Source organism: Streptomyces sp. NPDC036822 (assembly GCF_055609145.1).
This window is the reverse complement of the sequence record NZ_JBVJPY010000003.1, coordinates 41,079-67,864: the sequence shown is the minus strand read 5'-3', so window position 1 is coordinate 67,864 and position 26,786 is coordinate 41,079. Positions and strand designations below refer to the sequence as shown.

Genomic DNA, 26,786 nt, shown 5'->3' with positions numbered 1-26,786 from the left:
CATGTCCGAGGACGAGAAGAACCCGGCGCGCCAGATCATCAGCGACTACGCGCGGGAGCACTTCCGCTACTTCCGCACGGTCGACGGCACCGTCTACGCCCAGCGCAACGGACACCCCGTCGCCCGCCCCATCCGCTCCCAGGGCACCACCGGCAGCCACCGCCAGGAACTCATGGTCGGCCTGTTCCGCGATGGGCTCGGCGTCTTCAACGGAACCGCCTTGAAGGAGGCACTCGACTTGATCGAAGCACTCGCGCTCACCGAGGACGTCCAGCCCATCCACATCCGCGTCGCCCCCGGATTCGACGGCGCCACCTGGCTCGACCTCGGCCGCGACGACGGCAAGTCCGTCCGCATCCACCCCACCGGCTGGGACATCACCATCCCCGACCCCCGCGAAGTCTGTTGGCGCCGCACCCAGCTCACCGGCGAACTCCCCCTCCCCGTCAAGGACACCAACGGCAAGGGCATCGACCTGCTCATGCGGCTGTGCAACTTCACCGACGCCCGCGCCGAATCCCTGGCCCTCGCATGGCTGGTCGGCTGCCTCAGCCCCAACGCTCCCGTCCCCGCCCCCTTCCTCACCGGCCCGCAGGGCGCGGGCAAGTCCACCGCCGGGAAGATGCTCGTCCGCATCATCGAGGGCATGAGCGGCGACCTCCGGCGCGCCCCGAAGGACGAGGAGAACCTGATCACCGCCGTCGCCGCCGGGTGGGTCACCGGCCTGGACAACCTCTCCCACCTCGGCCCCGACCTGTCCGACCTGATGTGCTGCATCGTCACCGGCGCCGAGAACATCAAACGGGCCCTGTTCACCGACGGCGACGTCGTCCGCTCCCGCTACCGCCGGCCGATGCTGCTCACCGGGATCGACGTCGGCGTCATCCGCCCCGACCTCGCCGAACGCCTCCTGCCCCTGCGCCTGGAGCGTCCGAGGGTGCGGCGGACCGAGGCGGAGTTGTGGGCGGAGTTCGCCGAAGCGCTGCCCGTGATCCTCGGCTCCGTCCTCGACCTGGCGGTTGAGGTCCGTGCCGCGCAGGCCGACATCCCCACCGACCTGCGGATGGCCGACTTCGCCCATCTGTGCGCGCAGCTCGACACCGCCCGGAACTTCGGCGCGCTGGACGCCTACCGGGCCAGCCTGGACGACCTCAACGACGACGTCATCGAGGGCGACCTTCTCGCGCAGACCGTCCTCAAGCACGCCGCCGGTACCGAGCCCGGCACCGAGGTACGGATGACGTCCGCCGAGTGGCTGCACGCCCTGACCCAGCTCTACACCGACGAAGGGGAGTTCCGGCCCCTGCCCAAGGGCTGGCCCACCACCGGCAAGGTCCTCTCCGACCGCCTCAAGCGGCTCCAGCCCGTCCTGGCGGCGCGGGGCGTCCTGGTCGACTGGGGCCGCACCAAGGCCGCCCGCTTCATCGAGATGATCCGGCCCAAGCCCCCCACCGACGAGCAGCAGACGGCGTTCTAACCCCCGCCACCGAGACCCTCGCGCACAAGCAAGAGGAGCACCCCGCCCCCTGGCGCTCGGGTGCTCCTCTTGCTCTTCGGCGGCTCGCCGCCGCCCAAAGGGCGTGCCGCTTCGCGGCTCCCCTTCACGCTCGAAGGCGCGCACAACAACAGACACAACCCCCGTTTTTTCCTAAGTAGAAAGACGCTGCGTCACCTGCGTCACTACGACCCCGAAAACCGCACCTGACCTGCACGAAAAGGGGTGACGCAGAGCCCGAATCTCTGCGTCACCCTTCGTCACCTGCGTCACCACGTGACGGACGCCTGTGTCACCGATGACACAGGCCGCGAACCCTTGCGTCACCTGAAAGCCCAGGTCAGCGGCCCGGATGACGCTGATGACGCGATGACGCAGAAATCCCCACCTCGGACACATTCGCCCGCCCGAACCCATCGAGCACCCACTCTCGCCCGGAGGACTGAACCGGATGAACGACCGAGACCTCAAGACGCCCGAGGACAACACGCTCGTCCTGCTGAGGGTCGAGGAGGCCGCTCGCCGCCTCCAGATCGGCCGCACCCTCTGCTACCGCCTCATCCGCACCGGCGAGCTGGAAACCGTGCCCGTCGGCCGGCTCCGCCGGGTCCCCGCAGACGCCGTCACCGAGTTCGCCGCCAAGCTCCGCCGGGCCCACCGGCCGGCCGCCTAAGAGGAACACCGTGGAAGAACAGAAGAAGCGAACGCGCCGCGCCAACGGCGAATCCGCCATCTACTTCGGCAAGGACGAGCGTTGGCACGCCCGGGTGCCCATGGGCTTCAAGGACGATGGGGCTCCGTACCGCCGCCACCTCACCCGCCCCACCCGCAAGGAGCTGGTGGACGAGGTCCGCCGCCTGGAGAAGCAGCGCGACGAGGGCTCGGCGCGTCAGCCAGGCAAGCCGTGGACCGTCGAGAAGTGGCTCGCCCACTGGATCGAGAACATCGCCAAGCCAGTCGTGAGCGAGAACACCTACGACGGCTATGAGGTCGCGGTACGCGTGCACCTGATCCCCGGCATCGGGAAGCACCGGATCGACCGGCTTGAGCCGGAGCATCTGGAGAGCCTGTACCGGCGGATGCAGAACGCCGGCAGTAAGGCGGGAACCGCTCACCAGGCGCATCGGACGGCCCGCACCGCCCTGGGGGAGGCCGTGCGGCGCGGCCACACGGCGAAGAACGCCGCCGCCCTCGCCAAGCCGCCCCGGATGGAGGAGGACGAGTCCGAGGTGGAGCCTTATTCCGTGGAGGAGGTCCAGCGCCTGTTGCTGGAGGTCAACAAGCGCCGCAACAGTGCCCGCTGGATGCTCGCCCTCGCCCTTGGCCTGCGACAGGGCGAGACGCTGGGGCTGCGCTGGGAGGACGTCGACCTGGACAACGAGTACCTGAAGCTGCGCCGCAACAGGCTCCGCCCGAAGTACGCCCACGGGTGCGCCGCGTCGGCTCCCTGCGGCCGGAAGGCGGGTTACTGCCCTGACCGGCTCCAGACGCGCCGCGAGACGAAGAACACGAAGTCCAGGGCGGGCCGCCGGGCCGTTCCCCTCCCCGGGCCGCTCGTCACGATGCTTCGCGCCCACCGGGAGGCACAGGCCCGCGAACGCAAGCGCGCAGGGGACCTGTGGACGGAGTCGGAGTACGTGTTCACCAAAGCCCTGGGCGGCCCCCTGAGCCCGAACACCGACTACCACGACTGGAAGCGGCTTCTGGTGGACGCGGCGGTCCGGAACGGGCGGCTGCACGATGCCCGGCACACGGCCGGCACGGTGCTGATGCTGCTGAGCGTCCCGGATCGAGTCATCGATCAGATCATGGGCTGGGAGCCAGGTGGCGCCGCGCGCATGCGGGCGCGGTACCTCCACGTACCTGACCACCTCCTGAAGGAAGTGGCCCGGAAGATCGGCGCAGCGATCTGGGGTGCCCCGGAATCTAGGCTTGTGGACAAAGACCAGGACAACGAGGTCTGAGGAACGAAGAAGGGCCCCACCGCGAACGGTGGGGCCCTTCGACATCGTGCCCGGTGAGGCACTGGCGGAGGATACGAGATTCGAACTCGTGAGGGGTTGCCCCCAACACGCTTTCCAAGCGTGCGCCCTAGGCCACTAGGCGAATCCTCCGCGGCAAACAATACAAGACGTTGGGGAGTGCTCGCGAACCTGATCCACAGGAGCTCTCGCCGGAGGGTGTCGCGGGATGGCCGTCGGCGACCGGGGGGCCGCGGGGGCTCGGGATCGGGTACCCTGGGCGCAGCCCCTCACGTGGCGCTATCTGACTGAACTCCCCCAGGGCCGGAAGGCAGCAAGGGTAGGTCGGCTCTGGCGGGTGCGTGAGGGGCGCTTGCGTTCCGACGGCCCGCGTTGTCGGTGGGCGCCTATAACCTCGTATACGTGTCGTCTCTCGCGCTGTACCGCCGTTATCGCCCCGAGTCGTTCGCCGAGGTCATCGGGCAGGAGCATGTCACCGACCCGTTGCAGCAGGCCCTGCGGAACAACCGGGTCAATCACGCGTACCTGTTCAGCGGGCCCCGCGGCTGTGGAAAGACGACCAGCGCGCGGATCCTCGCGCGCTGTCTGAACTGTGAGCAGGGGCCCACGCCCACCCCGTGCGGGGAGTGCCAGTCCTGCCGTGACCTGGCGCGGAACGGCCCCGGGTCGATCGATGTCATCGAGATCGACGCGGCTTCCCACGGTGGTGTGGACGACGCCCGTGACCTGCGGGAAAAGGCGTTCTTCGGGCCGGCGTCGAGCCGGTACAAGATCTACATCATCGACGAGGCGCACATGGTCACCTCGGCGGGCTTCAACGCCCTGCTGAAGGTGGTCGAGGAGCCGCCGGAGCACCTCAAGTTCATCTTCGCGACCACCGAGCCGGAGAAGGTCATCGGGACCATCCGGTCGCGGACGCACCACTACCCCTTCCGGCTCGTGCCGCCCGGCACCCTGCGGGAGTATCTCGGCGAGGTCTGCGGACACGAGGGCATCCCGGTCGAGGACGGGGTCCTGCCGCTCGTCGTGCGGGCCGGTGCCGGGTCCGTGCGTGACTCGATGTCCGTGATGGACCAGCTGCTGGCCGGCGCCGCGGACGACGGTGTGACATACGCCATGGCGACTTCGCTTCTCGGCTATACGGACGGGTCGCTGCTCGACTCCGTGGTCGACGCGTTCGCGGCCGGGGACGGCGCCGCCGCGTTCGAGGTCGTGGACCGGGTCGTGGAGGGGGGGAACGATCCCCGCCGTTTCGTGGCCGACCTGCTGGAGCGGCTGCGCGATCTGGTGATCCTGGCCGCCGTGCCCGACGCTGCCGACAAGGGGCTCATCGACGCCCCCGTCGACGTCGTCGAGCGCATGCAGGCCCAGGCGTCCGTCTTCGGTGCCGCCGAGCTGAGCAGGGCCGCCGACCTGGTCAACACCGGGTTGACCGAGATGCGCGGTGCGACCTCGCCCCGGCTCCAGCTGGAACTGATCTGCGCGCGCGTGCTGCTGCCCGCCGCCTTCGACGACGAGCGGTCGCTCCAGGCCCGGCTCGACCGGCTGGAGCGGGGTGCCGCCGCCGCGCCCGGGGCCGTCTTCACGACCAGCTCGCCCGCTCCGGCCATGGGGTACGCCCCCGCTCCCGACCTCCACGCGCCGGTTCCGGAAGCACCCGCCCCGGCCCCTCACCAGGCCCCGGCTCCCCAGGCCCCCGCCCCCGTGCAGCCCGCTCCCGCCCCCGTTCAGCCCGCACCTGCTCCCGCGCCTGCCGCCGAGGCGCCCCGGCCGGGTGCCTGGCCGGGGGCCGCCAGGCCCGGGGCCGGGGCTCCCGGTGCCTGGCCCGGGGCCTCCTCCCCGGCGCCCTCCGCGTCCTCGCCCGCCGCCGCACCGCAGGCGCCCGGCTCCACGCCCCAGGCCTCCGCGCCCGCGCCGGCCGCCCCCTCCGGGGAGATGGCCCAGGGCGCCGCCCAGGTGCGGAACATGTGGCCGTCGATCCTGGAGGGCGTCAAGAACCGCCGCCGCTTCACCTGGATCCTGCTCAGCCAGAACGCCCAGGTCGCCGGTTTCGACGGCACCACCCTCCAGCTCGGCTTCCTCAACGCCGGAGCCCGCGACAACTTCGCGAGCAGCGGCAGCGAGGAGGTCCTCAAGCAGGCGCTGGCCGAGCAGTTCAACGTCCAGTGGAAGATCGAGGCGATCATCGACCCCTCGGGCGGGGTCGCGCCCCCGCCCGCCGCGACCAACTTCGGCGGCGGACGCCCCGCCTCCGCACCCCCCTCGTCCGCACCCCAGCCGTACCAGCAGCAGCCCCCGCAGCAGCAGTACGCGCCGCCCTCGGCGCCCCCGCAGCACGCCTCGGCTCCCGCGCCGCAGGGCCGGTCGGCCCCCGGGGGAGCCGCGTCCGCTTCCCCGCCGGCACGGCAGGCGCCGCCCGCGCCGCAGCCCGTCGCACCCGAGGACGACGTCCCGGAGGAGGACGATCCGGATCTCGTCGACTCCGCGCTCTCCGGCCACGACCTGATCGTGCGCGAGCTCGGGGCCACGGTCCTGGAGGAATACACGAACGAGTAGGAGCGTCTCGCTCGGTGGCCCGCACAAGGGGCATCCCGCCCCGCGGGCTACCCTGACCGGTGTGAAGGTCCTCGTCATCGGCGGCGGCGCCCGCGAACACGCCCTGTGCCGCTCTCTCTCCCTCGATCCCGTCGTCACCGCTCTGCACTGCGCGCCCGGCAACGCCGGAATCGCGGAGGTCGCCGAGCTGCACCCCGTCGACCAGCTGGACGGCGCAGCCGTCGCACGGCTGGCCACCGACCTCCAGGCGGAGCTGGTCGTCGTCGGCCCGGAGGCACCGCTCGTCGCCGGTGTCGCCGACGCCGTCCGCGCCGCCGGCATCCCCTGCTTCGGCCCGTCCGAGGAAGCGGCTCAGCTGGAGGGCTCCAAGGCGTTCGCCAAGGACGTGATGGCCGGGGCCAACGTCCCGACCGCCCGCAGCTACGTCTGCACCACCCCCGAGGAGATCGACGAGGCGCTGGACGCCTTCGGAGCTCCGTACGTCGTCAAGGACGACGGTCTCGCCGCCGGAAAGGGCGTCGTCGTCACCGACGACCTCGAGGAGGCCCGCGCGCACGCGCTCGCCTGCGGCCGCGTGGTCATCGAGGAGTTCCTGGACGGCCCCGAGGTCTCCCTCTTCGCGATCACCGACGGCTTCACCGTCCTCCCGCTCACCCCCGCGCAGGACTTCAAGCGCGCGCTCGACGGCGACGAGGGCCCGAACACCGGCGGCATGGGTGCGTACTCCCCGCTGCCGTGGGCCGACCGCAAGCTGGTGGACGAGGTCATGGCCACCGTCCTGCAGCCCACGGTGGACGAACTGCGCCGCCGGGGGACGCCGTTCCAGGGCCTGCTGTACGCGGGGCTGGCGATCACCGGCCGTGGCGTACGGGTCATCGAGTTCAACGCCCGCTTCGGCGACCCGGAGACCCAGGTCGTCCTCGCCCGGCTCAAGACCCCGCTGGCGGGCGTCCTGCTGAACGCCGCCAACGGCACCCTCGACAGCCAGCCGCCGCTCACCTGGCGCGACGACGCCGCCGTGACCGTGGTCGTCGCCTCGCACAACTACCCCGGCACCCCGCGGACGGGCGACCCGATCGAGGGCCTCGACGAGATCGCGGCGCAGGACGCGCCGCACGCGTACGTGCTGCACGCCGGCACGAAGCGGGACGGCGACGCGATCGTGAGCGCCGGCGGCCGCGTCCTGTCGGTCACCGCGACCGGCAAGGACCTCGCGCAGGCGCGCGAACGGGCGTACGCGGCGGTCGGCCGGATCCGTCTGGACGGTTCCCAGCACCGGACGGACATCGCGCGCAAGGCCGCCGGGGAGTGACCCCCGCGCGTGCTGGGGGGAAGTGAACCCCTCAGCACGCCGAACCGTCATCACCTTTACCCAAAGCCATTCCATCGAGTGACGACTGGGCCATCCGGATGACGCCCGCCACAGCCCCAACTAGGGTGCGGCGAAGGCGTTCCGGCACTTGGCCCACCGGCATTGCGATGTCAGTGCCGGGTGCCACAGTGGGGGAGTGAGCAACACCGCCACAGGCAGTCCCGACGTGGGCAGGAGGGGGTGATGTACGGCGTGTCCGGTACCGGTTCCGTTGTCGGCGAGGAGATGGGTGCGCGCGCCGCGCGCTCCCGGGCCCTCGCCGTGCTCCGTGTCCGCGGCAGGGCCCTCGCCGTCGCGCTGCTCCCCGCCGCCGCGGCCGTGGTCCTGTACGCCGGAGGCATCACCGGCCACTTCATAGGCCCCGGCTGGGACACCGCCCGCTGGATGGTGACCGTCCTCGCGCTCGTCGTCCTCCTCGCCGCGGCGGCCGTCGCCCTGGTCGTCGCCCGAGCCCGGCCGGCCGTCACCCCGACCGTCGAGCTCGCGGAGACCGCGGCCCCCGATCTCTACCGGATGGTCCGGGACCTCGCCGACCGGCTCGGGGTCCCCGCCCCCTCCGCGATAGCCCTGACGCCGGACTGCGACAGCTGGCTGGAGGACCGTACGCATCCGGCGCACGACCGCACGGCCGGGCTGCGGCGCTCCTCCGACGCGCCCGTCCTCGTCATCGGCTCCCCCTTCCTGTGGTGGATGCGCGTCGGCGAGCTGCGCGCGGTCCTCGCCCCCGTCGTCGCCGGTACGGCTCCGGCCGCGCAGCCGGACATAGCCGCCGCCCGCCGCTTCGTGCAGGGACTGGACGCCGCCGTCGCCTCGCCCCGTACCCCGGGGCTCGACCCGTTCCGACGGCTCGGCGCCCATGGGGTCGGGCGCGTCGCCCGGGTGCTGTTGCGCAGCTGCCGCGGGCACGCCGCAGAGATGGAACGGGGCGTCGCCGCGGCGGGCTCCGAGCGCGCCCAGGAGGTCGACTACGGCGTCCGGATCGTCGCCCAGGAGCAGGTCGGTCTCGCCTACGCCGGCTGGGACCGGCTGCTGACCCGGGTGGCGCTGCCCGCCTGGCGGATGGGCCGCTGGCCGACGAGCCTCGACGTCGGTGTGGTCGCGGCCCTGACCGAGCTCTCCCGCCGTGACCGGCTCGCGGAGGGCTTCACCACCCGGCTCGGTGAGCGCCCCGCCTGCGACCTGCTGGAGGAGCCCGGCGCGGTGGACGAGGCGGCCTCGCTGCTCGCCGCCCGGCTCTTCCACGGCGGCCCGGCCGAGCCCGGCCCCGACTGGTCACCGGTGGAGTGGAGCCAGTATCCGGAGGAGGTCGTGGACCGTAAGTGGCGCGCGGACGCGGCCCGCCTCCACCAGGTGCTCGACGAGCTGGGCGTACGGCCCTCGGGGACCGCCGGCCGCTCGGCCGCCGACGGGCCGACTCTGACCCGTGTGATGTCCCACCTGTCGGTGCCGGCGCGAAAGGCCGACCCGGTCGCCCCCGACGCCCCCGACGCCCCTACGGGCGCTCCCGCCGAGCCCGCCCTCGCGGACGCGGCCCCCGAGCCCGCCCTCCCGGACGCGGCCCCCGCCGAGGCCCGCCCCGAGGCCCTGCCGGAAGCTCTCCCCGAAGCCTTCCCCGAGCCTCTCCCCGAGGCCCTCTCCCCGGTCAACGCCGCCGCCGACTCCCTCGCCGCCGCTCTGAGCGCCCATGTGGCCCGTGAGGAGGCCGCCAAGCCCGCCGTGCCCGTCCCCGGTCCCCACGCCGCGGCGCTGGGCGGGAGCGAGGCCGACGACCAGCTGCCGCTCTTCCCGCTCCAGCCGCCCCGGACCGGGCGGGACCTGCTCGCCGACCACGTGACGGCGATGGTCTGCTGCGCCGCCGTGGACACCGCCGGCGCCGCCCCCGGCCTCGACTGGCTCGACGGCCCCGCGCTGCTGGTGGGCGGGGCCCGCAGCACGGACCTGGCCGCCCGGGTCCTCTCCCTGGTGGAGGACGGTGACGCGGAGCCCCTGCGCGCGTGGCTCATGGAGACCGGTGTCCGACCCGAGAAGCCGGTGCGCCTCGTGTGACGCCGTGCCCGGCGGTCGGCCCCGGCGGCCGCTCGGCGGTAGGCCACCACAGCGGGGACCGGACCTGGGCCCCGACCGCCGCTCCAGGGACGGGAAACGGCGAGCCCGGAGCCGTCAAACCCGGAAGCCTGCCTTCCGTTCACGTCAATTCGCGACGAACGGTGACGGAGTGCGTGCGTTATGTGATGTGCTGGGGACCGGCACTGACAGCAGCACATGACAGAGCCGCCGCGGCAGAGCCTGGGCGGCGGCCGGCACAGAACGAGCACACGGCACAGCACACGACACGGGGGAGTCAAGGGAGGGGCGCGTCATGGGGGCGGAGCAGATCAGGCGGTGGGAATCGGGCGCACTCGCCCATGCCGTCACGGACCCGTTCGGGCAGGGCCCCCTGCCCTGGCTGCGCGGGTCGGAGAACTACTTCGACGACACCGGCCATGTCGTCCCCTGGTACGCCGACACGACCCTCGCCCGCGGCGGCAGCGGCGGCCCGCGTACGGCCGACGACGTGCACCGCCAGATCAAGGGCTTCACGTCCAGCGGAGCCGTCGCGCCCGGCGAGGCGATCGATTTCCACATCACCGTGGACCCGCCGCAGCAGTTCTCGGTCGACATCTACCGCATCGGTCACTACGCCGGCGAGGGCGCCACCAAGATCACCACCAGTCCGCGGCTCGCCGGCATCGTCCAGCCGGCCCCGCTCACCGCCGACCGGACCGTCTCCTGCCACCACTGGTGGCAGTCCTGGCGCCTCCAGATCCCGTCCTTCTGGTCGATCGGCGCGTACGTCGCCGTCCTCACCACCGCCGACGGCTACCGCTCCCACATCCCCTTCACCGTCCGCGACGACCACCCCGCCGACCTTCTCCTCGTCCTTCCGGACGTGACCTGGCAGGCGTACAACCTCTACCCCGAGGACGGCCGGACGGGCGCCAGCCTCTACCACGCGTGGGACGAGCACGGCCGACTCCTCGGCGAGGAGGACGCGGCGGTCACCGTCTCCTTCGACCGCCCCTACGCGGGGGCCGGCCTGCCTTTGCACGTGGGGCACGCCTACGACTTCATCCGCTGGGCCGAGCGGTACGGCTACGACCTCGCGTACGCCGAGACCCGTGACCTGCACGCAGGGCGCGTCGACCCCACCCGCTACCGCGGCCTGGTCTTCCCCGGACACGACGAGTACTGGTCCGTGCCGATGCGCAAGACGGTCGAACTCGCCCGCGACCAGGGCACGTCGCTCGTCTTCCTCTCGGCCAACACCATGTACTGGCAGGTCGAGCTGGGCCCCTCCCCGTCGGGCGTCCCCGACCGGCTGCTGACCTGCCGCAAGCGCCGCGGTCCCGGCCGCCCGGCTCTCTGGCGCGAGGTCGACCGCTCGGAGCAGCAGCTGCTCGGCCTCCAGTACGCGGGCAGGGTGCCCGAGCCGCACCCCCTGGTCGTACGGAACGCGGACCACTGGCTCTGGGAGTCCACCGGCGCGGGCGACGGCGACGAGATCCAGGGCCTGGTCGCCGGAGAGGCGGACCGCTACTTCCCGCGCACCGCCCTGCCCGAGCACGACGGCCGGATCCTCCTCGCCCACTCGCCCTACCAGGACAGCGAAGGGGCGCTGCGCCACCAGGAGACCTCCCTCTACCGGTCCCCGTCCGGCGCCTGGGTCTTCGCCTCCGGCACGTTCGCCTGGTCGCCCGCCCTGGACCGGCCGGGCCATGTCGATCCACGGATCCAGCGCGCCACCGCGAACCTCCTGGACCGCATCTGCAAGCGGGACTGAGCGAAGAACGACAGGCAGGGGGCGGGGCCGGGCGACGCCCCCACGCCAGGATGCGAGAGAATCGAAGCGCTCCTGGATCAACCTACGCGGAGGAACCGTGTCCGGATTCGTAGAAAAGCCCGAGCCTGTTCAGGTCCCGGGCCTGACCCACCTCCACACGGGCAAGGTGCGTGACCTCTACCAGAACGAGGCCGGCGACCTCGTCATGGTGGCCAGTGACCGTATGTCCGCGTACGACTGGGTCCTGCCCACCGAGATCCCCGACAAGGGCCGGGTCCTGACCCAGCTCTCGCTCTGGTGGTTCGATCAGCTGTCCGACCTGGCCGCCCACCACGTCGTGTCCACCGACCTGCCGGCCGGCGCCCCCGCCGACTGGGCGGGCCGCACGCTCGTCTGCAAGTCGCTGCGGATGGTGCCCGTCGAGTGCGTGGCCCGCGGCTATCTGACCGGGTCGGGGCTCGTCGAGTACAAGGAGTCGCGTACGGTCTGCGGCCTCGCCCTGCCCGAGGGGCTGACCGACGGCTCCGAGCTGCCCGCCCCCATCTTCACGCCGGCCACCAAGGCCGCCGTCGGCGAGCACGACGAGAACGTGAGCTACGAGGAGGTCGCCCGCCAGGTCGGCGCGGAGACGGCGGCCCATCTGCGGCAGCTGACCCTCGCCGTCTACAGCCGGGCCCGCGACATCGCCCGCGAGCGCGGCATCATCCTCGCCGACACCAAGTTCGAGTTCGGCTTCGAGTCCACCCCGCACGGCGACCGGCTGGTCATCGCCGACGAGGTGCTGACCCCGGACTCGTCCCGCTTCTGGCCGGCCGCGAGCTGGGAGCCGGGCCGCGCCCAGCCGTCGTACGACAAGCAGTTCGTCCGTGACTGGCTGACCTCGGCCGCCTCCGGCTGGGACCGCACGAGCGAGCGCCCGCCGCCCGCCCTCCCGCAGGAGATCGTCGACGCGACCCGGGCGAAGTACCTGGAGGCGTACGAGCTGCTCACCGGCACCCCCTGGCACTGACCGGCACGCCGGTGCCGGAACACGAGGAAGCCCCCGGTCGGATCGACCGGGGGCTTCCTCGTATGGAGCGGACGACGAGATTCGAACTCGCGACCCTCACCTTGGCAAGGTGATGCTCTACCAACTGAGCCACGTCCGCATGCGCCGTAGCGCGGAGCCAACTATACCCAACCTTTCTCCCGGGCGAGACGCACCGCCGTATGACGGTTCTCGGCGCCCAGCTTCGTGGCGGCCGAGGAGAGGTAGTTCCGGACGGTTCCCTGCGAGAGCGAGGCCCGCTCGGCGATCTCCGCGACCGGCGCCCCGTCCGCCGCGAGCTCCAGGACCTCGGCCTCCCGCGCGGTCAGCGGGGAGTCCCCGGCGGAGATCGCGTCGGCCGCCAACTCCGGGTCCACGTAACGGTTTCCGGCGTGCACGGTACGGATGATCTCCGCCAGCCGCTGGGCGCTGACGGTCTTCGGGACGAAGCCCCGCACCCCGGCGGCGAGGGCCCGCTTGAGGTGCCCGGGGCGGCCGTGACCGGTCACGATCATGGTCCGGCACTCGGGGACCTCGTCCCGTACGGATGTGGCGACCTTCACACCGTCGGCGCCCGGCATCTCCAGATCGAGGACCGCGACATCGGGCCGGTGCGCGCGGACCATCGCCAGGGCCTCGGGGCCGGTGGCGGCCTGGGCGACGACGACGAGGTCGTCCTCCAGGGCGAGCAGGGCGGCGAGCGCGCCCCGGATCAGATGCTCGTCGTCGGCGAGCAGGACCCGTACGGTCACGACGCCTCCCTCTCGGCCCGCGGGCGTGCGGATACGAGACCGGCATCGGAACCGGCCCCGCCATCGACCCCGGCCCCGGCCCCGGACAGCGAACCGTCCCCGGGCGCCGAAGCATGGGTCCCGGACACCGGACCGGCCCCGGGAAGCGGAACCCGCGCCCGCACGCGGTACGTGCCGCCTCCCGCCGGACCGGCCTCCAAGGAGCCGGCCACCGCCGAGAGCCGTTCCCGCAGCCCGGCGAGCCCGGAGCCGCCGACCCGTGGCCCCGGCACCTCCCGCGCCCCGTCCACGCCACCGTCGACACCGTCCTTCACGCCGTCGTTCTCGACGGTGAGCAGCACCGAACCCTCCTCTCCCCGCAGGGTGATCGTGCAGCGCGACGGGTCGCCGTGCCGCAGGACGTTCGTCGTGGTCTCCCGGACCACCCAGCCGAGTGCCGACCGCACCTCGGCCGGCAGCTCCAGCTCCACCGAGTCCACCGCGCAGGTGATCCCGGCGGCGTTCAGCACTCCGCGCGCGCCCTCCAGCTCGACCCGCAGATCGGCCTCCCGGTAGCCGCGCACGACATCGCGGACCTCGCGCTGGGACTCCCGGGCGATGCGCTGCACCTCGATCATCTGGTCGACGGCCTCGGGGCGTTCGCGGCGGGCGAGCTGGACGGCGAGTTCGCTCTTCAGCGCGATCACCGAGAGGTTGCGGCCCATGACGTCGTGGAGGTCGCGGCCGAAGCGGAGCCGCTCCTCGGCGACGGCGAGCCGGGCCTTCAGCTCCCTGGACCGCTCCAGTTCCCAGACCACCTTCATCAGCCAGCCGGAGAATCCGCAGGCGGCCACGAGCCCCCCGCCGCTGAACAGGATGCCGACCGCGTAGCCGGCGGCCTCCGCCGGCCCGATGCCCGTCACGGCGACCACGGCGCCGGTGGTGAGCGCGGCGAGCGGTGCCACGTACAGCATGTGCCGGACCCGGTCCATGCACAGGACCAGGGCGCCCAGGCTGAAGGTGATCGTCCCGGTGACGATGCTCGCGGCGACCGATCCGTCCGCGAGGACACCCGTGGCGCGCAGCACGATCGCCGTCAGCGCACCGGCCGCGGTGAGGGCCACGACCGCCGTCGCCAGCCGGACGGGCCGCTCGCGCCGGCCCGCGATCCAGTCGAGCGCCCGGGAGCTGAGCACGGCGGTCAGGACGGCGTGCACGCAGACCAGCAGCCCGAGGGCGAGTGCCAGGGGCAGACCGAGGGGGCTGCGTTCCTTCTGCGCGAGCGGCACGCCGCCGATGGCGGCGATCTCCAGCAGCGCGAAGAAGTGGAAGGTCCACCGTGTGTAGAGCTCGACCTTGGCCGCGCTGCTGCGGCCGACCCACCACCCCGTCAGCCTGGACACCCGGCCGACCCCCGTTCCTCGCGTCGTTCGCGATCGTTCCTAGCGTCGCGGTTCCCAGCGGAACCACCGCTGGACAGCAAACACGGTGACGGCGCCCCAGGCCAGCGTGGTGAGGGCGGCGGTCAACAGGTCCCCGGCGCCGACGCCGCCGAACCAGCCGGCGCGGACGAACTCCATGACGCCGCTCAGCGGCAGCAGCGCGCAGACGTCGGCGACCGTGTCGGGCAGGACCTCGCGCGGGACCATCAGCCCCGAGCCCATCGCCGAGACGAGGAAGAAGGGCAGGGTGGTGAGGCCTGCGCTCTCGACGTTGCGGGTGATGGCCGTGGTGGCGGCGGCCAGTCCGGCGAGCAGCCCGACGCCTGCGAGGAGCCCGACGAGCAGCAGGTCGGGCCGCTCGGGCGCCGCCACGTCGAGGACGGCGACCCCGCCGACCGTCAGCACGGCGCACTGGGCCAGCGCGATGGCGGTGGAGGGGAGCGCGGCGCCGGCGAGGATCTCCCGGTCGCTCGCCTCGCCGGTGCGCAGCCGCTTGAGGACCAGTTCCTCGCGCCGGGCGACGTAGGCGGAGACCAGGCCCATGTAGACGACGAGCATCAGGACGAGGCCGGTACCGCCGACGAGGGTGGCTCCGGCGACGCCCATGGGCAGGTCGTCGCCCAGCTGCGTGACCGACGACCGCAGCACGAAGATCATCAGCAGCGGCATCAGCAGGGCGATGAAGAGGTTGTTCTTGTTCCGCCCGAGGAGGGTGAGTTCGGCGCGCCCGAGGGCGGTGAGCCGGGTGACGGAGGCGGTCATCGGGCACCTTCCAGGTCGGTCGCGTGCGTGGCGGTCGTCGTGTCGGGGGCGGCGTGGCCGGAGGCGATCTCCAGGAACGCCTCCTCCAGCGAGGCGGAACGGGCGTCGAGCGCCTCCAGGCGTACGTCGGCGTCGTGGGCCCAGGCCAGCAGCTCGGTGAGCGCGTCCTGGAGTTCGTGCGTACGGATCTCCACCCGGCGGCCGTCGGCGGCTGCCCGCAGTCCGAGGGGCAGCCGCGCGGCCGGGACGCCTTCGGGGAGGGTGAACCGGATGCGGGAGGGGCGGGCGGCGGTGACCTCGGCGGGGGTGCCGGAGAGGACGATCCGGCCCTGGTGCATGATCGCGAGCCGGTCGGCCAGGGTCTCGGCCTCTTCGAGGTAGTGCGTGGTCAGGACCACGGTCGTACCGCCGTCCCGCAGCTCCCGCACCAGCTGCCAGGTGTCGCGCCGGCCTTCGGCGTCGAGGCCGGTGGTCGGCTCGTCGAGGAAGAGGACCTCGGGCCGGCCGAGGAGGGCGAGCGCCAGGTCGAGGCGGCGCCGTTCACCGCCGGAGAGCTGTTTGATCCGCACCCGGTCCCGGGCGCCGAGGCCGACCATGTCGAGGGCTTCGCCGGTGGGCCGGGCGCCGGTGGTGCAGCCCGCCCACATGCGTACGGTTTCGGCCACGGTCAGGTCGGACGGGAAGCCGCCTTCCTGGAGCATGACGCCGATCCGGGGGCGGACGGCGGTCCGTTCGCGGTACGGGTCGTGGCCGAGGACGCGGACGGTGCCGCCGCTGGGTGCGGCGAGTCCTTCCAGCAGCTCGACGGTGGAGGTCTTGCCGGCTCCGTTGGTCCCGAGCAGGGCGAAGACCTCGCCCTGGTGGACGGCGAAGGAGATGCCGTTGACGGCGTCGAAGCCGCCGGAGTAGGTCCGGCGGAGGTCCTCGGCCTCGATCACGTGGGTCATGGCTCCAGCCTTCCGCCGGACGGGGGCGGTCGGCAGTGCGGGGTGTCACCGGCGTCCATGACAAATGTCAGGGACGCCGCACCGGGGTAACCCCTGCCACCGACCGGGCCGCCGGACCCGATCGCCGCCCTGCCCCTGACCGGGTCTCCGCCTTCGATCGGCTCCCGGCCCCGTCGGCCCCCGCCCTTGACCGGGCCTCCGCATCCGATCGGCCCCTCGGCCTCTCCGGCACCGGAACACGAAGAAGCCCCCGGTCGGTTCGACCGGGGGCTTCTTCGTATGGAGCGGACGACGAGATTCGAACTCGCGACCCTCACCTTGGCAAGGTGATGCTCTACCAACTGAGCCACGTCCGCATTGCTGCCGCTCGGCTTTCACCGGGCGGTGCGAGCACTACTCTACCTGATCCATCTCGCGGCTCTCGACCCGTTTCAGGTCGACGACCAACGAGGTGATCGGTCAAGCGATGCAGAGCGGGTGACAGGAATTGCACACTGCGCCTTCCCCCTGGAAGGGGGATGTTCTACTACTGAACTACACCCGCACGCTGCGTGAGGTCCGGCCCTGCGGCCTCGCCCCTCGGCGTGCTCCAGACTCTAGCCGATCAGCGGGGGTGCCGTGCAACTCGGTGGCCGACGGCGCGTCAGTGGGGCGGCTCAACTGGCCTCGCGGAAGGCTTCGTAGACCCGCTTCGGAATCCGGCCGCGGGCGGGCACGTCCATCTTGTTGGACTGGGCCCAGGCGCGGACCGCCGCCGGGTCGGGCTCGAGCGCGGTGTGCTTGTACGAAGTGACGGTCGCCGTGCCCGTGCCGGCCGCCCGCCCCGGCCGCTTCCGGCCCGCGGCGAGGTAGGGAGCCAGCGCCTTGCGCAGTTTCTTTGCATTGGCGGGATTCAGGTCGATCTCGTACGTCTTCCCGTCCAGGCCGAACGCAACCGTTTCCGCCGCTTCTCCGCCGTCGATGTCGTCGGAGAGAGTGACCACTACTCGCTGAGCCACGGATATCGGTCCTTTCCTGCGGTCCGCCGCGGTGTCAGAGGGCTCTGAGGCGTCTCTGACGTGCGGTGATACCGACTTAACGGCTACCCCGGTGCAATGCTGCTTTCCTCTGTATTCCTTTGTACAGCGCCGGGCCTCGTATTGTGAAGCCCAGGCAATTGCATCAGCGTGTCCCGGCGCAATGGGCGGGGCGATATTTCTCTTGAATTTTTGGTGCAGGTCTTTGTGGCGTTTGTAGGGTCCTCCAGTTTTCTACCCGCGTAGAATTTGGAGGCAGGTACGCTGAGGGAACCGCCCACGCAACACACCACCGGGAGTGCCAGTGGCACGCGTCGTAGTCGACGTCATGCTCAAGCCGGAGATCCTCGACCCGCAGGGACAGGCGGTGCAGCGTGCACTGCCCCGCCTCGGGTTCGCCGGGATCGCCGACGTCCGCCAGGGGAAGCGCTTCGAGCTGGAGGTGGAGGGGCCGGTCGATGACGCCGCCCTCGCCCGCATCCATGAGATGGCCGAAACCTTCCTTGCCAACACCGTGATCGAGGACTTCGTCGTCAAGGTCGAGTCCGAGGTCTCCGCCGAGGTCACGTCGTGACCACACGCATCGGCGTCGTCACGTTCCCCGGAACGCTCGACGACCAGGACGCGCTGCGGGCCGCCCGTCTGGCGGGCGCCGAGCCCGTCTCGCTCTGGCACCGCGACAAGGACCTCAAGCAGGTCGACGCCGTGGTCCTGGCCGGCGGCTTCTCCTACGGCGACTACCTGCGGGCCGGAGCCATCTCCCGCTTCTCGCCGGTCATGGAGACGATCATCGAGCAGGCGAAGGCGGGCATGCCCGTCCTCGGTATCTGCAACGGCTTCCAGATCCTCACCGAGGCCCATCTGCTGCCGGGCGCGATGCTGCGCAACAACCACCTGCACTTCATCTGCCGCGACCAGAGGCTGCGGGTGGAGAACGCGGACACCGCCTGGACCGCGGACTACGAGCAGGGCCAGGAGATCCAGGTCCCGCTCAAGAACATGGACGGCCGGTACGTCGCCGACGAACGGGTGCTCGACGAGCTGGAGGCCGAGGGGCGGGTCGCCTTCCGCTACCTGGACGTGAACCCCAACGGCTCGCTCCGTGACATCGCGGGCGTCACGAACGCCGCCGGCAACGTGGTCGGCCTCATGCCGCACCCCGAGCACGCCGTCGAGCCGCTGATGGGTACGGGTCGTACCGACGGCCTCGGATTCTTCACCTCGATCTTGAAGAAGCTGGTCAACGCATGACTCTCGACACCGTCAAGCACGCGGGCGAGACGCCCGACAGCGAGCAGCCGTGGAAGGAGCTCGGCCTCAAGGAGGACGAGTACGCGCGCATCCGCGAGATCCTCGGCCGCCGTCCCACCGGTGCCGAGCTCGCCATGTACTCCGTCATGTGGTCCGAGCACTGCTCGTACAAGAGCAGCAAGGTCCACCTGAAGCAGTTCGGCGAGAAGACCCCCGAGAACGACGCCATGCTCGTCGGCATCGGCGAGAACGCGGGCGTCGTCGACGTCGGCCAGGGGTATGCGGTCACCTTCAAGGTCGAGTCGCACAACCACCCGTCGTACATCGAGCCCTACCAGGGCGCGGCCACCGGCGTCGGCGGCATCGTCCGCGACATCCTGGCCATGGGCGCCCGCCCGGTCGCGGTCGTCGACCCGCTGCGCTTCGGTGCGGCCGACCACCCCGACACCAAGCGCGTGCTCCCCGGGGTCGTCGCGGGCATCGGCGGCTACGGCAACTGCCTGGGACTGCCGAACATCGGCGGCGAGGTCGTCTTCGACGCGTGCTACCAGGGCAACCCACTGGTCAACGCCGGCTGCATCGGTGTGATGAAGCACGAGGACATCCACCTCGCCAAGGCTTCCGGCCCCGGCAACAAGGTGATCCTCTACGGCGCCCGTACCGGCGGCGACGGCATCGGCGGTGTCTCGGTCCTCGCGTCGGAGACCTTCGACGACACCAAGCCGACGAAGCGCCCCGCCGTCCAGGTCGGCGACCCCTTCCAGGAGAAGCTCCTCATCGAGTGCACCCTGGAGATCTTCAAGGAGAAGCTGGTCGCCGGCATCCAGGACCTGGGTGGCGCCGGACTCTCCTGCGCGACCAGCGAACTCGCGAGCGCCGGCTCCGGCGGCATGCGGGTCGAGCTGGACCGGGTCCACCTGCGCGACGCGACCCTCTCGCCCGAGGAGATCCTCATGAGCGAGTCGCAGGAGCGCATGTGCGCGATCGTCGAGCCCGAGCACGTCGACCGCTTCCTGGAGATCTGCGAGAAGTGGGACGTCATCGCCACCGTCATCGGTGAGGTGACCGAGGGCGAGCGCCTGGAGATCTTCTGGCACGGCGAGCAGATCGTCGACGTGCCGCCGCGCTCCGTCGCCCACGAGGGCCCGACCTACCACCGGCCGTACGCGCGCCCGGAGTGGCAGGACGAGCTCCAGGCCGACGACGCGGGCAAGCTGCCCCGGCCGCAGACCGGTGAGGAGCTGAAGGACCAGGTCCTGAAGCTGGTCTCCTCCCCGAACCAGGCGTCGAAGTCGTGGATCACGGACCAGTACGACCGGTTCGTGCAGGGCAACACCGTCCTGGCGCAGCCCGAGGACGCGGGCATGGTCCGGATCGACGCCGAGACCAACCTCGGTGTCGCCATGGCGACCGACGGCAACGGCCGCTACGCCAAGCTCGACCCGTACACGGGCGCGCAGCTCGCGCTGGCGGAGGCGTACCGCAACGTCGCCGCCTCCGGCGCCAAGCCGCTGGCGATCTCGGACTGCCTGAACTTCGGTTCGCCCGAGGACCCGGCCGTGATGTGGCAGTTCGCCGAGGCCACCCGCGGTCTCGCGGACGGCTGTCTGCAGCTGGGCACCCCGGTGACCGGCGGCAACGTCTCGCTGTACAACCAGACCGGTGACATCGCCATCCACCCGACGCCGGTCGTGGCCGTGCTCGGTGTGATCGACGACGTCAACCGCCGCACGCCGATCGCCTTCGCGGAAGAGGGCCAGCTCCTCTACCTGCTCGGCGACACGCGCGAGGAGTTCGGCGGCTCGGCCTGGTCCGAGGTCGTCCACCAGCACCTCGGCGGTCTGCCCCCGGCCGTGGACCTCGACCGGGAGAAGCTGCTCGGCGAGATCCTGATCTCCGCCTCCCGCGACGGCATGATCGACGCGGCGCACGACCTGTCCGACGGCGGACTGGTCCAGGCGGTCGTCGAGTCCTGCCTGCGCGGCGGCACCGGCGCGCGCCTGGTCGTCCCGGACGGCCTGGACGCCTTCACCTTCCTCTTCAGCGAGTCGGCGGGCCGTGCGGTCGTCGCCGTCCCGCGCAGCGAGGAGCTCCGCTTCACCGACATGTGCGGCGCGCGGGGCCTGCCCGCCACCCGGATCGGTGTCGTGGACGGTGACGAGATCGACGTGCAGGGCGAGTTCAGCATCGCGCTGGGCGCGCTGCGCACGGCGCACGAGGCGACGATCCCGGGCCTGCTCGCCTAGCGGCGCCCGAGTCCCGTGACACGGGAGCCCCCGTCCGGACCCTCGGGTCCCGGGCGGGGGCTTTCCCGTCGCGTACCGGCGGACGTACCGACGTACCGACGTACCGACCTATCCGGCCTGGCCCCAGAAGGCGTCGGACTCGTCGATGTCCTCGACGCACTCGTCGATGTCGCTGATCTTCCCGCCGACGATGGTGAAGATCAGCGCGCCCTTCAGCTCGATGCCCCGGTCGCCGCGCTCGGCGTAGAACTTGTTCGCCGCGACGGCGTGGCCGCGGCCGTCGACGGAGACGCAGTCCACCTCCACCCGCATCTTGCCGCCGGTGAGTTCGAACATCTTCCGGTACATGTCGAGGACGTTGTCCCGGCCCTTGAAGTGCCCGGAGATCTGGCTCTCGCCCGGCGAGTGGTGCGTACAGTCCGACGTCATCAGCGAACCGACGGTCTCCATGTCTCCTCGGGACCACGCCTCGAAACCCCGGCGGACCAGGGCGCTGTCAGGGTGTTCAGCCATGGCTGTTCGACCCCTCTCGTACGCGTAGGTGTGCTGGAAGCCCTCCCTCCCAAGTCTCCGACTAGGCTCGCTCCCATGCCACCGGCCAGAAAGCGCACCCGCAGCTACGACTCCGCCAGGACCCGGGCCGCCGTGCTCGCGCAGTTCCGGAACGTACGCGAGGCGGTGACGGCGCTGCCGCCCGAGCGGCTCGACGGGCCGACCCGGCTGGGGGAGTGGACCGTACGCGACCTGGCCGCCCACCTCACGATGGTGCTCGGCTCCGTCTCCCGGTACCTCGGCGAGCCTGAGCCGGCCAAGCGGGAACTCGCCCTGCTCGACTGGCCGTCGGTCACGGTGACGGCCGCCGCGCGGATCGACGAGGACACCCGGGCGGTCGACACCGCCGACCTTTCCGGGCTGTACGAGCGGACACAGGCGCTGTACGAGGAGCGGATCGCCGGGGCCGACGACGAGCGGCTCGTCCCGACGCGGTTCGGGGCGATGCGGCTGGCGGACTTCCTGGTCACCCGGGCCCTCGAACTCGTCGTGCACACCGACGACCTGAACGCGGCGACCGGGCTCGCCGTCCCGTTCGACCGGCAGGCGCTCGCCGCCTGCGTGCGTCTGCTCGCCGACGCGCTGGCGGTGAAGGCGCCGGGCGGCGCGGTCGAGGTGCGCGTCCCGCCCCACGCGGTCGTCCAGTGCGTGGAGGGCCCCCGGCACACCCGGGGCACCCCGCCCAACGTGGTGGAGACGGACCCGCTCACCTGGATCCGTCTGGCCACCGGCCGTACGACCTGGGCGCGGGCCCGGGACGAGGGGAAGGTCGCCGCGAGCGGCGAACGGGCGGACCTGTCCGGTCTGCTGCCGATCCTGGGCTGAACGGGCCGGGGCCGGCCGGACGGCGGAGGTGGGGGACCGGCCGGCCCGGGGCTGTGGCTGCCGGGAGCCGGCCTGCCCGGCCCGCCCGCTTCCTCGCCGGGGAGACCCGGACGGCCCAGCGCGGCGCGCTGGGCGGAACCGTTCCTACCGCCCGTCCGTCACATCTCCATGCTGAAGACACGTACCACCGCAGCCACTGCCGTTCTGGCCTCGCTCGTCGTGCTCTCGGCGTGCGGCACCGAGAAGTCCGGTTCGGACCCCGGCGCCGGCACGGTCGCCCCCGACGTCCCGGTCACCGGCGTCCACTGGGCCTTCGACTCCATGACGGTGGCGGGCAAGGAGACCCGCGCCCCCGCCGGCGCCCACGTCGAGATCGCCAAGGACGGCCAGGCCAAGGGGAACAGCGGGTGCAACGGCTTCGGAGCCGAGGTGGCGGTCGAGGGCGACAAGGTCACCGTCAAGCAGGGCGTGGGCACCGAGATGGCCTGTCCCGGTGAGCGGGGAGCCTTCGAGGCAGGACTCCAGAAGGCGTTCGCCGGCCCGCTGAAGGCCAAGCTCGACGGCGACCGGCTCACCCTCAGCTCGTCGGACGGCGGGACCGTCCTCACGCTGACCTCCGAGCCGCCCGCCGCCCTCAACGGCACGACCTGGACCGTCGACTCCCTCCTCGCCGGCGACACCGCGTCCTCCGTTCCCAAGGGCTCCGAGGGCAAGGCGCACTTCGTGATCGACAAGGACGGCAAGGTCCGGGGCAGCCTGGGCTGCAACCGGTTCACCACGACCGCGAAGATCTCCGGCAAGACGGTCACGTTCGGGGACGTCACGACCACCCGCATGATGTGCACGGGCCCGCAGATGAAGCTGGAGACCGAGCTGTACGAGGTGTTCGGCGGCTCGGCGACGTACGAGCTGCGCCACCGCGGGCTCACCCTCACCACCGCCGACGGCAAGGGCTTCGCGGCGACGGCGAAGCCCGCCGCCCCCGCGAAGTCCTAGTCCCGCCGCGCCGCCCGCTCGGCCGTAGGTCCGCCGAGCCCCGGGCCGAGGCTTCTACTCCTGGTACGGGAGCAGGCCGGCGTCCGTCCGTTCCCAGGCGGCACGGAGGTCGGCGAGGAGTTCCTTCTCGTACGGCGCCCGGTCGGCCTGTTCGCGGGCGTCCTCGGTGAGGTGGAAGAGCTGGTCGCGGCCGTTCTTGCCGCGGTAGTACTTCCACTCGCCGCGGCGCAGGGCCCGCTCGCCCCGCACCCGCCAGAAGAGGTCGCGCTCGCCGATCTCCTCGCCCCTCAGCAGGTGCCCGGCGAGGCTCGTGCCGTCCAGGGGGTAGGCAGGGTGGGGCCGGGCCCCGCCCAGCTCCAGGAGGGTCGCGGTCCAGTCGGGGGTGAAGACGGGCAGGTCGCTGACCTGGCCGCCATCGATCCGGGCCGGCCAGCGGAGGACCGAGGGCACACGGATGCCGCCCTCCTGGAGGGAGCCCTTGTTCCCCGCGAGCGGCCAGTTGTAGGAGAAGCGCTCGCCGCCGTTGTCGCTGGCGAAGAAGACGAGGGTGTCGCGCTCCTGCCCCGACCGCTTCAGGGCCTTGAGGACCTCCCCGACCGACCGGTCGAGGTCCTCGACCATCTCCCTGTACTTCTCGATCGAGCCGCCGTCCTGGTGCCACAGGGCGCTGCGGTCGCCCGCCTTGATGCGCCGGACGATCTCGGCGCTCGCCTCCTCGTCGCCGTCGGCGATCCAGGGCCAGTGGGGGGTGGTGTAGTTCAGGTTGAGCAGCCAGGGCCGCTCGCCGTGGTCGCGGGTCACGTACTCGGCGGCGCGCTCGGTCAGGACGCGGGTGTAGTAGCGCAGGTCCTTGTACGGGGCGTCGCCTTCGTAGAGGTCGTACTCGCCGCCGAGGCCGAGCTTGGAGTAGTACTCCAGGGCACCGCCGAAGTTGCCGAAGAACTCGTCCCAGCCGGAGCGGGTGGGGGAGTAGTCGGGGAGGTAGCCGCAGTGCCACTTGCCGATGAGGGCGGTGGCGTAGCCGGCCTCGCGCAGCCGGGAGGCGAGGGTGGGGTGGGTGGGTTCGAGGCCGACGGACCGGTCGGCGATGGGCTCGGCGAGGCCGCCTCGTGTACGGCCGGGGTAGCGGCCGGTGTAGAGGCTGAAGCGGGTCGGCGAGCAGGTCGCGGATCCGGAGTAGGAGTCGGTGAAGCGGACGCCCTGGCGGGCGAGGCGGTCGAGGTGGGGGGTGCGGATGTGGGGTGATCCGTACGAGGAGAGGTCGGCCCAGCCGAGGTCGTCGCCCAGGATGAAGAGGATGTTCGGCCGTCTGGAGGGCTTCCGCCCGGTCGCTGCCCTGAAGGGGCGCTCCTCGCCGCCGGCGGCGGCCGCGACGGGTGCCCCCGCTCCGATCGCGGTGGCGGTGGCGGCCCCGACGGCGGCCCCGCCGAAGGCGCGGCGGGAGAAGGGGGTCTGGGGAGTGGGCATGGAGACTCCTCGGAGGCGCGCGGGCGCGCGGTGCGGGTGTGCAGGGTGGTGGGGTTGGGTGGAGCGCTGGGCCCGGGGGCAGGGGGCGGCTGCGTGAAGCCCGGCGGGTACGGATAAGCGGGCACGGTGGGGAGCCGGCGCGGCGGGGGTGCCGGTGCGCGGAGACGGCCCGCCGCGGGGGCGCGGGCGGGACCAGGACCGGCGGCCCTGTGCCGGGTGCGGGCGCCGAGTCGTCCCGTCCGGCCCGGCGGACACCGGGGCAGGGCCCGGCGCCGACTCAGGAGCGGCGTGCGGGCGTCACGGGGTACGTCGGTACACCGGGCGGAAGGCGGGATTCAGGCGCGGAGGTCGTTCAGAGGCAGCGACAGATCGCGCTGGCGACACGGACGAGGTCCACGTGTCGGCGCGCGACGAGGGTGACCGAGCGGTCACGCAGGGGCTGCATGGGGCAGGAGCCTGGCCCAGAGCTCGTGCACCTGTCAACGATGTCCCGGTCCCTGGGACGCATCGAAGGTGCAGCTCCACTGCGAACTGCGTCACATCCCGGCCGCTCCGGCATCCGCATTACCGGCGGGTAGGGCCCTGCTGGCCGGTACGCGCCACGGGGGCCGAACCCGTCTGCCCCTTGGCCCCCGGCCCCGTCCGCGCCCGTACCGCACCAGCCTGTGGATCAGCTCGTGCGATCGCACCAATACCGCACCCCGCGGATTTCGCCAATTCGGACCAGTGGTCGATCTCGCCTACACTCGGAGACGTGCCACGTGGTGACGGTCGACTCAATCACGATCTGCTTCCCGGCGAGAAGGGCCCCCAGGACGCTTGCGGCGTCTTCGGTGTCTGGGCTCCGGGTGAAGAGGTCGCAAAGCTCACGTACTTCGGGCTCTACGCCCTCCAGCATCGGGGCCAGGAATCCGCGGGTATCGCGGTAAGCAACGGCTCCCAGATCCTCGTCTTCAAGGACATGGGCCTGGTGTCCCAGGTCTTCGACGAGACCTCTCTCGGTTCCCTCCAAGGTCACATCGCGGTCGGTCACGCCCGCTACTCGACCACCGGTGCCTCCGTGTGGGAGAACGCGCAGCCGACGTTCCGGGCGACCGCCCGGGGCTCCATCGCGCTCGGCCACAACGGCAACCTGGTGAACACGGCGCAGCTCGCCGAGATGGTCGCCGACCTTCCGAAGCAGGAGGGCCGCACCACCCGTGTGGCGGCGACCAACGACACCGACCTGCTCACGGCGCTCCTCGCCGCCCAGGTCGACGAGGACGGCAAGCCGCTCACCATCGAGCAGGCCTCCGCGAAGATCCTTCCCGAGGTCCGGGGCGCCTTCTCCCTCGTCTACATGGACGAGCACACGCTCTACGCGGCCCGTGACCCGCAGGGCATCCGCCCGCTGGTCCTCGGCCGTCTCGAGCGCGGCTGGGTCGTCGCCTCCGAGTCCGCCGCCCTCGACATCTGCGGCGCCAGCTACGTCCGCGAGGTCGAGCCCGGCGAGATGATCGCGATCGACGAGAACGGCATCCGCACCTCGCGATTCGCGGAAGCGAAGCCCAAGGGCTGTGTCTTCGAGTACGTCTATCTCGCCCGCCCGGACACCGACATCGCCGGACGGAACGTCTACCTCTCCCGTGTGGAGATGGGACGGCGCCTCGCCAAGGAGGCCCCGGTCGAGGCGGATCTCGTCATAGCGACGCCGGAATCCGGCACTCCCGCCGCGATCGGCTACGCCGAGGCCAGCGGCATCCCCTTCGGCGCGGGCCTGGTGAAGAACGCCTACGTCGGCCGCACCTTCATCCAGCCCTCCCAGACCATCCGCCAGCTGGGCATCCGGCTGAAGCTGAACCCCCTCAAGGAAGTCATCAAGGGGAAGAAGCTCGTGGTCGTCGACGACTCGATCGTCCGCGGCAACACCCAGCGCGCCCTGGTCCGGATGCTCCGCGAGGCGGGCGCCGCCGAGGTCCACATCCGGATCTCCTCCCCGCCCGTGAAGTGGCCGTGCTTCTTCGGCATCGACTTCGCGACCCGTGCGGAGCTGATCGCCAACGGCATGTCGGTCGAGGAGATCGGCACGTCGCTCGGCGCGGACTCCCTCTCGTACATCTCCCTCGACGGGATGATCGAGGCGACCACCATCCAGAAGCCGAATCTCTGCCGTGCCTGCTTCGACGGCGAGTACCCGATGGAGCTTCCGGACCCGGAGCTGCTCGGCAAGCAGCTCCTGGAGACCGAACTGGCCGCCGGCCCCGCCGCCACCGCGGCCGCCGACGCGCTGCGTCGCCCGTAGGGCCCGCTGCACACCCCC

The 26,786-nt window shown here is 71.8% G+C and carries 22 protein-coding genes, 4 tRNA genes and 1 other RNA gene; 15 read left to right on the top strand and 12 right to left on the bottom strand.

Annotated features, from left to right (window positions below; translation table 11 throughout):
- Window position 1 precedes the first annotated feature (1 nt).
- The 3 genes from ACZ68P_RS07825 (at window position 2) to ACZ68P_RS07815 (ending at window position 3,459) form a co-directional block, all read left to right on the top strand.
- Window positions 2-1,477, top strand: coding sequence for an ATP-binding protein (locus tag ACZ68P_RS07825; protein WP_471004010.1), 1,476 nt, complete (start codon window positions 2-4; stop codon window positions 1,475-1,477).
- Window positions 1,478-1,946: 469 nt separating this feature from the next.
- On the top strand, window positions 1,947-2,168 hold the full coding sequence (locus ACZ68P_RS07820) for an excisionase family DNA-binding protein (protein ID WP_471004008.1): 222 nt from the start codon (window positions 1,947-1,949) through the stop codon (window positions 2,166-2,168).
- Window positions 2,169-2,178: 10 nt separating this feature from the next.
- Window positions 2,179-3,459: a tyrosine-type recombinase/integrase gene (locus ACZ68P_RS07815; protein ID WP_471004006.1), complete on the top strand. Its 1,281-nt coding sequence runs from the start codon at window positions 2,179-2,181 to the stop codon at window positions 3,457-3,459.
- A gap of 62 nt (window positions 3,460-3,521) precedes the next feature.
- Here the strand turns inward: ACZ68P_RS07815 and ACZ68P_RS07810 are convergent.
- Window positions 3,522-3,609: transfer RNA gene (locus tag ACZ68P_RS07810), tRNA-Ser, on the bottom strand.
- Window positions 3,610-3,737: 128 nt separating this feature from the next.
- On the opposite strand from ACZ68P_RS07810, the gene ffs reads away from it, so the two are divergent.
- The 6 genes from ffs (at window position 3,738) to ACZ68P_RS07780 (ending at window position 12,234) form a co-directional block, all read left to right on the top strand.
- Window positions 3,738-3,836, top strand: an RNA gene (gene ffs, locus ACZ68P_RS07805) — signal recognition particle sRNA small type.
- A 43-nt stretch (window positions 3,837-3,879) separates the two neighbouring features.
- Entirely contained in the window at window positions 3,880-6,033 is a 2,154-nt protein-coding gene (locus ACZ68P_RS07800; protein WP_471004004.1) for a DNA polymerase III subunit gamma and tau, read from the top strand.
- A 61-nt stretch (window positions 6,034-6,094) separates the two neighbouring features.
- Window positions 6,095-7,345 carry a phosphoribosylamine--glycine ligase gene (gene purD / locus ACZ68P_RS07795; protein WP_471004002.1) on the top strand — a complete coding sequence of 417 codons (1,251 nt, stop codon included), beginning with the start codon at window positions 6,095-6,097 and terminating at the stop codon, window positions 7,343-7,345.
- A 243-nt stretch (window positions 7,346-7,588) separates the two neighbouring features.
- Window positions 7,589-9,451, top strand: a complete 1,863-nt coding sequence (locus tag ACZ68P_RS07790) for a M48 family metalloprotease (RefSeq protein WP_471004000.1) — start codon at window positions 7,589-7,591, stop codon at window positions 9,449-9,451.
- Window positions 9,452-9,764: 313 nt separating this feature from the next.
- A complete protein-coding gene (locus tag ACZ68P_RS07785; protein ID WP_471003998.1) occupies window positions 9,765-11,225 on the top strand; it encodes a N,N-dimethylformamidase beta subunit family domain-containing protein in 1,461 nt (486 codons plus the stop codon).
- A 97-nt stretch (window positions 11,226-11,322) separates the two neighbouring features.
- Window positions 11,323-12,234 (top strand): phosphoribosylaminoimidazolesuccinocarboxamide synthase, encoded by a 912-nt coding sequence (locus tag ACZ68P_RS07780; protein WP_471003996.1) that lies wholly within the window; start codon window positions 11,323-11,325, stop codon window positions 12,232-12,234.
- A gap of 63 nt (window positions 12,235-12,297) precedes the next feature.
- Here the strand turns inward: ACZ68P_RS07780 and ACZ68P_RS07775 are convergent.
- From ACZ68P_RS07775 to ACZ68P_RS07740, 8 genes are all read right to left on the bottom strand, one after another.
- Window positions 12,298-12,373, bottom strand: a tRNA-Gly gene (locus tag ACZ68P_RS07775).
- Between the two features lie 22 nt (window positions 12,374-12,395).
- Window positions 12,396-13,004 carry a response regulator gene (locus ACZ68P_RS07770; RefSeq protein ID WP_471003994.1) on the bottom strand — a complete coding sequence of 203 codons (609 nt, stop codon included), beginning with the start codon at window positions 13,002-13,004 and terminating at the stop codon, window positions 12,396-12,398.
- Window positions 13,001-14,386 carry a sensor histidine kinase gene (locus ACZ68P_RS07765; RefSeq protein WP_471003992.1) on the bottom strand — a complete coding sequence of 462 codons (1,386 nt, stop codon included), beginning with the start codon at window positions 14,384-14,386 and terminating at the stop codon, window positions 13,001-13,003. Before ACZ68P_RS07765 ends, ACZ68P_RS07770 begins: the two co-directional genes overlap by 4 nt.
- Window positions 14,387-14,425: 39 nt before the next feature.
- Window positions 14,426-15,187: an ABC transporter permease gene (locus tag ACZ68P_RS07760; RefSeq protein ID WP_471003990.1), complete on the bottom strand. Its 762-nt coding sequence runs from the start codon at window positions 15,185-15,187 to the stop codon at window positions 14,426-14,428.
- A complete protein-coding gene (locus tag ACZ68P_RS07755) occupies window positions 15,184-16,134 on the bottom strand; it encodes an ABC transporter ATP-binding protein (protein WP_471003988.1) in 951 nt (316 codons plus the stop codon). Before ACZ68P_RS07755 ends, ACZ68P_RS07760 begins: the two co-directional genes overlap by 4 nt.
- A 280-nt stretch (window positions 16,135-16,414) precedes the next feature.
- A tRNA-Gly gene (locus tag ACZ68P_RS07750) sits at window positions 16,415-16,490 on the bottom strand.
- A 116-nt stretch (window positions 16,491-16,606) separates the two neighbouring features.
- Window positions 16,607-16,678: transfer RNA gene (locus tag ACZ68P_RS07745), tRNA-Gly, on the bottom strand.
- 112 nt (window positions 16,679-16,790) lie between these two features.
- Entirely contained in the window at window positions 16,791-17,132 is a 342-nt protein-coding gene (locus ACZ68P_RS07740; protein WP_471003986.1) for a histone-like nucleoid-structuring protein Lsr2, read from the bottom strand.
- Window positions 17,133-17,454: 322 nt separating this feature from the next.
- Here ACZ68P_RS07740 and purS point away from each other — a divergent pair, with 322 nt between their 5' ends.
- The 3 genes from purS to purL are packed head-to-tail and all read left to right on the top strand — an operon-like array spanning window position 17,455 to window position 20,647.
- Window positions 17,455-17,724, top strand: a complete 270-nt coding sequence (purS, locus tag ACZ68P_RS07735) for a phosphoribosylformylglycinamidine synthase subunit PurS (RefSeq protein ID WP_365713549.1) — start codon at window positions 17,455-17,457, stop codon at window positions 17,722-17,724.
- The gene (purQ, locus tag ACZ68P_RS07730; RefSeq protein WP_471003984.1) at window positions 17,721-18,401 is read left to right on the top strand and encodes a phosphoribosylformylglycinamidine synthase subunit PurQ; all 681 of its coding nucleotides are present in this window, start codon (window positions 17,721-17,723) and stop codon (window positions 18,399-18,401) included. Before purS ends, purQ begins: the two co-directional genes overlap by 4 nt.
- On the top strand, window positions 18,398-20,647 hold the full coding sequence (purL, locus tag ACZ68P_RS07725) for a phosphoribosylformylglycinamidine synthase subunit PurL (RefSeq protein WP_471003982.1): 2,250 nt from the start codon (window positions 18,398-18,400) through the stop codon (window positions 20,645-20,647). Before purQ ends, purL begins: the two co-directional genes overlap by 4 nt.
- Window positions 20,648-20,755: 108 nt before the next feature.
- On the opposite strand, the gene ACZ68P_RS07720 is transcribed toward purL, so the two are convergent.
- Window positions 20,756-21,160: a nuclear transport factor 2 family protein gene (locus tag ACZ68P_RS07720; protein ID WP_471003980.1), complete on the bottom strand. Its 405-nt coding sequence runs from the start codon at window positions 21,158-21,160 to the stop codon at window positions 20,756-20,758.
- Window positions 21,161-21,235: 75 nt separating this feature from the next.
- On the opposite strand from ACZ68P_RS07720, the gene ACZ68P_RS07715 reads away from it, so the two are divergent.
- Together ACZ68P_RS07715 and ACZ68P_RS07710 are read left to right on the top strand one after the other, a co-directional pair.
- On the top strand, window positions 21,236-22,024 hold the full coding sequence (locus ACZ68P_RS07715) for a maleylpyruvate isomerase family mycothiol-dependent enzyme (protein WP_471003978.1): 789 nt from the start codon (window positions 21,236-21,238) through the stop codon (window positions 22,022-22,024).
- A gap of 168 nt (window positions 22,025-22,192) precedes the next feature.
- On the top strand, window positions 22,193-23,020 hold the full coding sequence (locus tag ACZ68P_RS07710) for an META domain-containing protein (RefSeq protein ID WP_471003976.1): 828 nt from the start codon (window positions 22,193-22,195) through the stop codon (window positions 23,018-23,020).
- Window positions 23,021-23,074: 54 nt separating this feature from the next.
- On the opposite strand, the gene ACZ68P_RS07705 is transcribed toward ACZ68P_RS07710, so the two are convergent.
- Together ACZ68P_RS07705 and ACZ68P_RS07700 are read right to left on the bottom strand one after the other, a co-directional pair.
- Window positions 23,075-24,487 (bottom strand): sulfatase family protein, encoded by a 1,413-nt coding sequence (locus ACZ68P_RS07705; protein WP_471003974.1) that lies wholly within the window; start codon window positions 24,485-24,487, stop codon window positions 23,075-23,077.
- A gap of 352 nt (window positions 24,488-24,839) precedes the next feature.
- Window positions 24,840-24,932 (bottom strand): putative leader peptide, encoded by a 93-nt coding sequence (locus tag ACZ68P_RS07700; RefSeq protein WP_365713563.1) that lies wholly within the window; start codon window positions 24,930-24,932, stop codon window positions 24,840-24,842.
- A 309-nt stretch (window positions 24,933-25,241) separates the two neighbouring features.
- On the opposite strand from ACZ68P_RS07700, the gene purF reads away from it, so the two are divergent.
- On the top strand, window positions 25,242-26,768 hold the full coding sequence (gene purF, locus ACZ68P_RS07695; RefSeq protein WP_471003973.1) for an amidophosphoribosyltransferase: 1,527 nt from the start codon (window positions 25,242-25,244) through the stop codon (window positions 26,766-26,768).
- The last annotated feature ends 18 nt before the right edge of the window (window positions 26,769-26,786 follow it).

What these genes read in the sequence shown, in the direction of transcription:
- ACZ68P_RS07825 (WP_471004010.1), top strand. Translation starts at nt 2, where the DNA reads ATGTCCGAGGACGAGAAGAACCCGGCGCGCCAGATCATCAGCGACTAC.
- ACZ68P_RS07820 (WP_471004008.1), top strand. Translation starts at nt 1,947, where the DNA reads ATGAACGACCGAGACCTCAAGACGCCCGAGGACAACACGCTCGTCCTG.
- ACZ68P_RS07790 (WP_471004000.1), top strand. Translation starts at nt 7,589, where the DNA reads ATGTACGGCGTGTCCGGTACCGGTTCCGTTGTCGGCGAGGAGATGGGT.
- ACZ68P_RS07785 (WP_471003998.1), top strand. Translation starts at nt 9,765, where the DNA reads ATGGGGGCGGAGCAGATCAGGCGGTGGGAATCGGGCGCACTCGCCCAT.
- ACZ68P_RS07760 (WP_471003990.1), bottom strand. Translation starts at nt 15,187, where the DNA reads ATGACCGCCTCCGTCACCCGGCTCACCGCCCTCGGGCGCGCCGAACTC.
- ACZ68P_RS07755 (WP_471003988.1), bottom strand. Translation starts at nt 16,134, where the DNA reads ATGACCCACGTGATCGAGGCCGAGGACCTCCGCCGGACCTACTCCGGC.
- purL (WP_471003982.1), top strand. Translation starts at nt 18,398, where the DNA reads ATGACTCTCGACACCGTCAAGCACGCGGGCGAGACGCCCGACAGCGAG.
- ACZ68P_RS07720 (WP_471003980.1), bottom strand. Translation starts at nt 21,160, where the DNA reads ATGGCTGAACACCCTGACAGCGCCCTGGTCCGCCGGGGTTTCGAGGCG.
- ACZ68P_RS07715 (WP_471003978.1), top strand. Translation starts at nt 21,236, where the DNA reads ATGCCACCGGCCAGAAAGCGCACCCGCAGCTACGACTCCGCCAGGACC.
- ACZ68P_RS07710 (WP_471003976.1), top strand. Translation starts at nt 22,193, where the DNA reads ATGCTGAAGACACGTACCACCGCAGCCACTGCCGTTCTGGCCTCGCTC.
- ACZ68P_RS07705 (WP_471003974.1), bottom strand. Translation starts at nt 24,487, where the DNA reads ATGCCCACTCCCCAGACCCCCTTCTCCCGCCGCGCCTTCGGCGGGGCC.
- ACZ68P_RS07700 (WP_365713563.1), bottom strand. Translation starts at nt 24,932, where the DNA reads ATGCAGCCCCTGCGTGACCGCTCGGTCACCCTCGTCGCGCGCCGACAC.